This is a genomic window from Candidatus Phytoplasma citri (assembly GCF_002009625.1).
Classification (GTDB): domain Bacteria; phylum Bacillota_I; class Bacilli_A; order Acholeplasmatales; family Acholeplasmataceae; genus Phytoplasma; species Phytoplasma citri.
Genome location: NZ_MWKN01000063.1, coordinates 1 through 440, shown reverse-complemented (window position 1 = coordinate 440; position 440 = coordinate 1). Strand labels below are relative to the sequence as shown.

General features: G+C 36.4%; 1 pseudogene. It reads left to right on the top strand.

Features of this window, described 5'->3' with window-relative positions:
- Positions 1–402: pseudogene (locus B2G44_RS01905) on the top strand (group II intron reverse transcriptase/maturase); the annotation flags it as partial.
- Positions 403–440 lie beyond the last annotated feature (38 nt).

Below are 440 nucleotides of genomic sequence, written 5' to 3'. Positions count from 1 at the left end.
TGAAAGCTAACAAAGGCACAAGGTTTTTATCCTACATGATAAAGGTAAATCCCACCAATAAAACTCGTACAAGGAAAACCACAAAGAATTCCCTAAACGACAGCGTTCAAATCCAAATTCCTCAAGCAAAAGTCGAAGAATATGGATATGAATACAATTGGTTAAAGGGGGGAAAGGTAAAACACGACGAAACATTAGCGGATAGGGACGAATTAAAAATAATCCCGATCTACTAAAGGAATTATCCAATATTTTTGTTTAGCTAACAATCTCGCTGTTTTAACCCATCTAAATTATCTAGCTGAAGATAGCTGTTTGAAGACACTGGCAAGAAAGCGGAAAACGTCAATTGCCAAAGTTCGAAAAAAATATAAGATAGGTTCAACTTGGGCTATTCCTTATTAAATAGCTAATCAACCGCGAGGGGAAATTAGTTCTCG